Below are 7,583 nucleotides of genomic sequence, written 5' to 3' on the forward strand. Positions count from 1 at the left end.
GAAGGACTCGTCGAGCTCGTAGACGAGGGGCATGCCCGTCGGGATGTTGAGCCCCGCGATGTCCTCGTCACTGATCCCGTCGAGCGTCTTGACGAGCGCGCGCAGGGAGTTGCCGTGTGCCGCGATCATCACGGTGAGGCCGTCGGCGAGGTCCTGCTTGATCTCTGTCTCCCAGTACGGGAGCATCCGCGCGACGACGTCCTTGAGGCACTCCGTGCGCGGCATCGCGGCGCCGAGCCCGGCATAGCGCGGGTCGTCCGTCTGGGCGTACTCGTCCTCCGGGTCGATCGGCGGCGGCGGCACGTCGTAGGAGCGGCGCCACTGCATGAACTGCTCCTCGCCGAACTGCTCGAGGATCTCCTTCTTGTTCTTGCCCTGGAGGGCGCCGTAGTGGCGCTCGTTGAGGCGCCAGCTGCGCTTGACCGGGATCCAGTGACGGTCGGCCGCGTCGAGACCGAGATTCGCGGTCGTGATGGCGCGGCGCTGCACGGACGTGTGGACGATGTCCGGCAGGATGCCCGCCTCCACGAGCTGCTGGCCCGAGCTCACGGCCTCGGCCCGGCCCAGCTCCGTCAGGTCGACGTCGACCCAGCCGGTGAAGAGGTTCTTGGCGTTCCATTCGCTCTGGCCGTGCCGGACGAGGACAAGCGTGTAGGTCATGCCGCCAGCCTAGCGACGCTCTCAGTCGTCGGACCCGTCGTCCAGCAGGTGACGGAAGGCATCGAGGTTGCGGGTGGACTCGCCGCGGGAGATGCGCCAGGCCCACTCCTTCTTCATCGAGCCGAGGAAGCCGAGGGCGAGCAGCTCGTTGAACGCCTCGTCGCTCGCAGCCAGCACGACCCCGAAGAGCTGGTCGAGGTGATCGCCGTCGAGCGCCTCGGTCGGCACCTCACCGCGGACGTACACGTCCCCGTCCGCGTCGATCGCATAGGCGATCCCGGTGAGCCGGAGGTTCTTGCGCAGGAGGGTGCGGTAGAACTCCTCGTGGTTCTCGTCGGGGTTGCGGATGACGAACGCGGACACGCTCGTCGTCCGCGGTCGGATGAGCAGCGACACGACGGTCTTGAGCTTCTTCTCCCCGGGGAGGGTCACGACGTACTCGCCCTCGCGGGACCCGAGCTCCCACTCGAGGTCGACGGATTGCAGGTACTCCTCGAGTCGGCTCCCTGCGGCGGCCGGGCCGGTGCTCTGTGGTTCGCTCACGGAGACCAGCATGTCAGTTGGCGCGGGCGCGGCGGCTCACGGGATGACCGCCCGGGGAACGCCGACGATGCCCTTGCCGTTGGCGATCGGCGAGTGCGTGCGCTCGTGGATGGCCTGCCGGTAGACGGCGAGCAGTCGGTCGGTCGTCGCCTCCCAGCCGAAGCCGGCGGCATGCTCGATCGCCCGTCGTCCGAGGTCGGCGCGGAGCCCGTCATCGTCGAGCAGCCCTTGGACGGCGTCGGTCCAGGTCGGGCTGTCGTGCCCGTCGACGAGGACCCCGGCGTCGCCCACTGCCGTGGGAAGCCCGCCCACGTCTGCGGCGACGACCGGGGTGCCGCAGGCCTGGGCCTCGATGGCGACGAGGCCGAAGGACTCGCTGTAGCTCGGGACGAGGACGACGTCCGCGGCGCGGTACCACTGTGCGAGGACCGGTCGCGGCACGGGCTTGACGAAACGCACGACGTCGGTGATGCCGAGCTGCTCGGCGAGCTCCTCGAGTCCGTGCGGCCGAGCCAGGCCGGAACCACTCGGTCCACCGAGAACGGCGACGGTGAGCCGCTCCCGGCGCCCGGGGTCACGGCGCAGCAGCTCTGCCGCAACGCGCAGCAGCAGGTCGGGTGCCTTGAGGGGCTGGATCCGGCCGACGAAGAGGAGCAGCTCACCGTCGACCGGCAGGCCGAGCTCGGCCCGAGCAGTCCTCGTGTCGCCCGGTGTGAAGGTCGCGAGGTCCACCCCGGGTGGGACCACGGACACCCTGGCAGGCGGTGCGTCGTAGAGGTCGATGAGGTCCTGGGCCTCGCCGTCGGTGTTGGCGATGAGGCGGTCGGCGGCCTCGACGACCTGGGCCTCGCCGATCTCCCGCCCCCGGGGCTCGGGGGTGTCGCCCTCCGCGAGGTGGAGGTTCTTGACCCGGGCCATGGTGTGCATCGTGTGGACGAGGGCGACGCCCCACCGGTCGGCAGCGAGCCACCCCACCTGACCGGAGAGCCAGTAGTGCGTGTGGACGAGGTCGTAGTGGTCCTCGGGCAGTGACAGGCCGGCCTGCATGGTCCCGGCCGAGAACGCGCACAGCTGACCCGGCAGCTCCTCCTTCGGCAGCCCCTCGTAGGGCCCTGCCGTGACGTTGATCACGCGCACGCCGGGCGCGAGCTCGCCGATGATCGGCGTCTCGGCCGTCGTGCGACGGGTGAAGATGTCGACCTCGATCCCGCGGCGGGCGAGCTCCTTGGCCGTCTCGGCGACGTAGACGTTGAGGCCGCCCGCGTCGCCGGTGCCCGGCTGCTCGAGCGGGGACGTGTGGACGCTGATCATCGCCACGCGCCTGGGGTCTGCCGACATCTGCGCCCTTCTTGTTCACCGTGTCTACCGACTCAACCACTGTGCCGATTCGATGTATTCCGCACCCCGGGTCGACGCCGGACCCTGGGGGTTGGTTCATGGTCCGCGGGCCCACCCGGCCTCGATTCATGGACGGAGCGGCGGCCGGGTTAGGCTGCGGGCCCGTGGCCGACCGAGATCGCCCCGTCGGGACCATTACCCGGGGCACGACGAACCCGAACCGGCTCCGTCGGTGTGACCGTTGGCTCACCGGGCCGCAGGCCTGGCGGTTGCGCCGGAGCCCGAAGCCTCCCGTCGTCGTCGACCTCGGCTACGGCGCCTCGCCAGTGACCGCGGTGGAGCTGCACCACCGGCTGCGCCGCGTGCGCCGCGACGTCGAGGTCGTCGGCATCGAGATCGACCCCGAACGCGTCGCCGCGGCCGCACCGCTCCGACGCGACGGCCTCACCTTCGTCCGAGGCGGCTTCGAGGTCCCGCTCGACGAGGGCGCGCGCCCCACCGTCGTCCGGGCCTTCAACGTCCTGCGGCAGTACGACGAGTCGGCGGTTCCGGCCGCGTGGGACCGGCTCCGCAACCGGCTGGCTCCTGACGGCGTGCTCGTCGACGGCACCTGCGACGAGGTCGGACGACGGGCCACCTGGGTGGCGGTCGACGAGGGCGGCCCGGTATCGCTGACGATCTCGCTGCGGCTGGGGGGTCTCGTCCGACCCTCGGACGTCGCCGAGCGCCTGCCGAAGGCGCTCATCCACCGCAACGTTCCCGGTGAGCCGATCCACGCCTTCCTCGCCGACCTCGACCGCGCCTGGGCCAGGAGCGCGCCCCAGGCCGCGTGGGGTGCCCGCCAGCGCTTCCTCGCCGCCGCCGCAGACGTCCGGGAGCGATGGCCGCTCCTCGACGGCCCCGCCCGCTGGCGTCTGGGAGAAGCCACCGTCTCGTGGGACGCGGTCGCGCCACGGCGGCCCTGAGGCGCTGGCGCCACGGAGGACCAACTCAGCGGTATGCCGCTGAGCTCGCCCAGCGGCATACGGCTGGATGGGTGCCCGGTGGGCGCTACTGCCCGTCGTCGGAGCGGGCGTAGTCGTCCTGGAGCCGCTCGATGTCGGCCTCGTCGAAGTGCCCGAACGCGACCTCGAGGAGCCGCCCGGGTTGCGTCCCGGAGTTGCCCATGCGGTGCGTCGAGCCCCGCGGCACCCAGATCGTCTCGCCGGGAGATGCCCTCCACGTGCGGTCGTCGACGGTGATGTCGATGGGCACGTCGAGGACCTGCCACATCTCGCCCCGCTGGTCGTGGCGCTGGAGCGAGAGCCGGTGACCTGGCTGGACGGTGATGATCTTGACCGTCACCTGCTCGTTGGACACGAACTGCTGGAAGGTCCCCCACGGCCGTTCTGACACGAAGATGTCCTCGGTCGGGTCACGATGGCCGCGCGCGTAGTCGTCCGGTGTGTGCTCCGGCCGTGCCTCGTCGTCCGTCATGTCGCTCAGTTCCGTCGCGACTGCGCCCGCGCCCTCATGGTTGTTCATGCCCTCCCCTTCTGGTGGTGAGTGCCCAGTGTGCCGTATCAGGCGAGGGCGAACGGCCCGTCCCGGGCAGGCTCACCAGCGGTCGGACGAGCCGCCGATCCCGCGCACCTGGCGCAGGGCGGGGCGCACGTCGGCGAGGTAGACGGCGGCGCCCACGATCGCGAGCAGGCCGAAGAGGCTGAGCGGGTTGAACATCGTCACGAAGCCGATGGCGACCGCCACGCCGAGCAGGACGAGCCAGAAGGTCCGGGTGCGCTTGCCGGCCGCGAGATAGGCGCGCTCAGGGTGACGAAGGGCGTCCACGAACGAATAGAGCTCCGCCCCGAAGGCGACGACCCCGATGATGAGTTGGACGGCGCTCTGGAAGCCGTAGAACAGCTGCATGCTGGAAGCCTAACCGGCGTCGTCGGTGGTTGATCCACGCTGCGGTCACGATCCGGCGGAGTTCAGGGTGTGGTCGGGGTGATCCCTGAGCCGCCGCCTCTGCGTTGCGGCGGCTCAGGGATCACACGTCGATGACGAGGGTCACCGGGCCGTCGTTCGTCAGTGACACGGACATCATCGCCCCGAAACGTCCCGTGGCGACCTCGATGTCCCGGGCCCGGAGGGCTGCAGCGACGGCCTCGACGAGGGGCTCCGCCACCGGCGCCGGCGCCGCGGCCGACCACGACGGGCGCCTTCCCTTGCGGGTGTCGGCATGGAGGGTGAACTGGCTCACGACGAGGACCGGCGCACCGGCGTCCGCGACGCTCTGCTCGTCGCGGAGGATGCGCAGCTCGGCGATCTTGCGGGCCATCCGCTCGACCTGCTGCGGTCCGTCGTCGTGGGTGACCCCGATGAGCGCGACCAGGCCGGGTCGGGTGATCTCCCCCACGACCTCCCCGTCGACCTCGACTCTCGCCCTGGTCACTCGCTGGAGCACCGCCCGCATGGCCCGGCGCCTCAGATGCCGACGGCGACGACGGAGCCGACGGGTTCCCCGTGGCCGAGCACGGGCTCGTGCTCGAGCGGGGCGAGCGCCTCCCCATCGGTGATCCCGATCCTGCGCAGCACCGCGGCGACGACGACGCCCCTGGCCCGCGAGGCGCCGTCCGCGATCTTCACGGCGACGCCGCGGCCGTCGGGCAGACCCACGGCGAACACCGCTTCGGCCCCGTCCTTGGCGATGAGTCCCGGGACGCTGCGGATCAGGCTGGTCACGTCCCGGCGCGTGCCTCCGAGATACTCGGGAAAGTCGCGCATCGCGGCGGCGATGCGTGCCTCGGGGCCCTCGCCGGCCGCGGCCAGCCGACCGAAGGAGCGCGCGAGCCCGGCAAGCGGGATCGCGTGGATCGGGGCGCCACAGCCGTCGACAGCGACTGCCGATGGCTGCTCGCCGGCGAGCTCGGTCACCGTCTCGGTGATGGCCACCTGGAGCGGGTGGTCCCGCTCGCGGTAGGTCGCGGTGTCCCACCCGTTGAGAACGCACGTGGCCAGCATCGAGGCGTGCTTCCCGGAGCAGTTCTGCACAATCGACTGCTTGGGCAGGCCGGCGGTGATCCACGCGATCCTGGCCACCTCGTCGAACGGGTGGTCCGGCGTGTTCTGCAGATCCGACTCCGAGAGCCCCGCCCGGGCGAGGATCGCCCTGGCCGCCTCGACGTGGAAGTCCTCGCCCGAGTGGCTCGAGCAGGCGAGGGAGAGCAGCGCTCCATCGGTGTCCAGGCCGTGGCGCACCATGGCCAAGGCCTGGATCGGCTTGCTCGACGAGCGCGGGAAGATGGGTCCGGAGGAGTCGCCCACCTCGAATTCGACGCTCCCGTCGGGCGCCGTGACGACGGCGAGGCCGTGGTGCACCGACTCGACGAAGCCGCCCCGGACGACGTGTGCGACGACCGGAGCGCCGGTCAGGGACGGAGCGACCCCGGCGGGGTCCACGGGCAGGCACTGCGGAGCGACGTCAGGCACGCCCCGCAGTATGCCGTGTCTGTCGCAGGAAAGCGGCAGGGCCGCCACCCGAAGGTGGCGGCCCAGCCGAGGAACCGGTCGTCAGTTCGCGGACTTCTTGGCCGCGGTCTTGCGGGCCGGAGCCTTCTTGGCCGTGGTCGTGCGGACCGGGGCCTTCTTCGCGGTCGTCTTCTTCGCGGTCGACTTCCTCGCGGTCGTCTTCTTCGCAGGCGTGGAACGCTTCGCGGCGGCCGTGCGTGCGGCCACCTTGCGCGTCGTCGTCTCCTCGACCCGCTCGGCCTTGCGCGTCGCCGCGCCCTGTCGAGCGGCGGCCTTGCGGACTGCCGTGCGGCGTGCGGGGGTGCGCTTGACCTTGACCGGCTCAGCAGCCTCCTCGACGGCGTGGACGGAGGACTCGACCTGGGCGGCCACCTTATCGGCGTCGTCGGAGACCGTGTCGACGAGGGTCTTGGCGACCTTCTCGCTCTCGGTCCTCGCGGTCTTGGCGACCTTGCGACCACGCTCCACGGCCGCTTCGGAAGCCTCGGCAAGACCGACAGCGGCCTTGGTCCCCTCGGTCCGCATGTCAGCGACGATCTGCTCACCACGCGCCGCGGCGGCGTCGTACTGGTCCTTGGCGTTGCTCGCGAGGACGAGGCCCTGGTTGAGCACCTGGGCGGGAATCTCCTGCGCCTCCTTGACGAAGCGGTCGGCGAACTTCGTCGCCACCTTCTGGAGCTCCGCCGTGCGGGCCTGGAGGTCGGCCAGCCGCTTCTGGAGATCCTTCTGCAGCTGCTTCGCCTCCTTCTTGGCGCCCTTGCGCAGGTCGACGGTCCGGGCCTGCCGGGCCGCCACCTCGAGCTGGTCACCCGCGTGCATGACCGTGTCGACCGCGATGTTCGCGGCACCGACGACCGCGTAGAACGGAGTCGGGTCGACGGTCACCTCGGGAAGCCGGTTGTCGAGCTGGTTGCGGACATCCGCGACGGCTGCCTCGGCCTGCTTCTGGGCGTCCTTGACGGCCTTGCTGATCTTCTTCTGGTTGAGAGCCATCTCAGTTCTCCTTCTGGGTTGCCTTGCGCTTCCCATGGGCCTGGGGAGCCGTTGTGGCTCGGCGCTTCTTCGGGCCGACGAACGACTCATAGATCTCGACGAGCACCGCCCGCTGACGGTCGGTGAGAACCGGGTCGGCGGCGATGGCTGAGAGGACGTCCGGTGCGGCGGCAGGGTCGTGGGAGAGGACCCGCTCGTCGAGGATTCCCGCACGGACGTAGAGCGACTCCGCCGAGACCTCGAGCCCCTTCGCGATCTGCTGCAGGATCTCCGCGCTCGGCTTCTTGAGGCCACGCTCGATCTGCGACAGATAGGGATTCGAGATTCCGGCGATCTCGGCAAGCTGTCGCAGGGACAGCTGGGCACTCTCGCGCTGCTCACGCAAGTAGGCGCCGAGATCGGGGAGTTTGCTCACACCTTCATTATGCTAACTAGAGCAAGCAAAATGCAAACTCTAGACAGCGTGATGCCGCACACAGTCCGGGCGGCGCCGCCGGCCACACACGATTCCGACCCTGCGCTGGATGCTCGACGCCGCG

At 70.5% G+C, this 7,583-nt stretch carries 10 protein-coding genes; 1 reads left to right on the plus strand and 9 read right to left on the minus strand.

The window, feature by feature from the left end; genetic code table 11:
- The 3 genes from LOY02_RS11690 to mshA form a co-directional block, all read right to left on the minus strand.
- Positions 1-660, minus strand: a 660-nt coding sequence (locus LOY02_RS11690) for a phosphoglyceromutase (protein ID WP_317182536.1), incomplete at its 3' end; no start/stop codon positions are given.
- A 21-nt stretch (positions 661-681) separates the two neighbouring features.
- A complete protein-coding gene (locus tag LOY02_RS11695; RefSeq protein ID WP_410505943.1) occupies positions 682-1,215 on the minus strand; it encodes a YbjN domain-containing protein in 534 nt (177 codons plus the stop codon).
- A gap of 24 nt (positions 1,216-1,239) precedes the next feature.
- Entirely contained in the window at positions 1,240-2,541 is a 1,302-nt protein-coding gene (gene mshA / locus LOY02_RS11700) for a D-inositol-3-phosphate glycosyltransferase (protein ID WP_317182538.1), read from the minus strand.
- Between the two features lie 128 nt (positions 2,542-2,669).
- Between mshA and LOY02_RS11705 the strand changes: the two genes are divergently transcribed.
- Positions 2,670-3,506, plus strand: a complete 837-nt coding sequence (locus LOY02_RS11705) for a class I SAM-dependent methyltransferase (protein ID WP_410505944.1) — start codon at positions 2,670-2,672, stop codon at positions 3,504-3,506.
- An 85-nt stretch (positions 3,507-3,591) separates the two neighbouring features.
- Here the strand turns inward: LOY02_RS11705 and LOY02_RS11710 are convergent, their stop codons facing one another.
- The 6 genes from LOY02_RS11710 to LOY02_RS11735 all read right to left on the minus strand — a co-directional run bounded on the left by LOY02_RS11710 (position 3,592) and on the right by LOY02_RS11735 (position 7,459).
- Positions 3,592-4,065, minus strand: coding sequence for a phosphomannose isomerase type II C-terminal cupin domain (locus tag LOY02_RS11710; protein ID WP_317182540.1), 474 nt, complete (start codon positions 4,063-4,065; stop codon positions 3,592-3,594).
- 72 nt (positions 4,066-4,137) lie between these two features.
- Positions 4,138-4,449, minus strand: coding sequence for a DUF2516 family protein (locus LOY02_RS11715; protein WP_317182541.1), 312 nt, complete (start codon positions 4,447-4,449; stop codon positions 4,138-4,140).
- A 121-nt stretch (positions 4,450-4,570) separates the two neighbouring features.
- Positions 4,571-4,996 carry a D-aminoacyl-tRNA deacylase gene (gene dtd / locus LOY02_RS11720; protein WP_317182542.1) on the minus strand — a complete coding sequence of 142 codons (426 nt, stop codon included), beginning with the start codon at positions 4,994-4,996 and terminating at the stop codon, positions 4,571-4,573.
- Between the two features lie 11 nt (positions 4,997-5,007).
- On the minus strand, positions 5,008-6,012 hold the full coding sequence (locus LOY02_RS11725; protein ID WP_317182543.1) for an asparaginase: 1,005 nt from the start codon (positions 6,010-6,012) through the stop codon (positions 5,008-5,010).
- A gap of 81 nt (positions 6,013-6,093) precedes the next feature.
- A complete protein-coding gene (locus LOY02_RS11730; RefSeq protein WP_317182544.1) occupies positions 6,094-7,044 on the minus strand; it encodes a hypothetical protein in 951 nt (316 codons plus the stop codon).
- A gap of 1 nt (position 7,045) precedes the next feature.
- Positions 7,046-7,459 carry a helix-turn-helix transcriptional regulator gene (locus LOY02_RS11735; RefSeq protein WP_317182545.1) on the minus strand — a complete coding sequence of 138 codons (414 nt, stop codon included), beginning with the start codon at positions 7,457-7,459 and terminating at the stop codon, positions 7,046-7,048.
- Positions 7,460-7,583: the final 124 nt, after the last annotated feature.

This window comes from Intrasporangium sp. (assembly GCF_032907665.1).
Taxonomy (GTDB): Bacteria; Actinomycetota; Actinomycetes; order Actinomycetales; family Dermatophilaceae; genus Intrasporangium.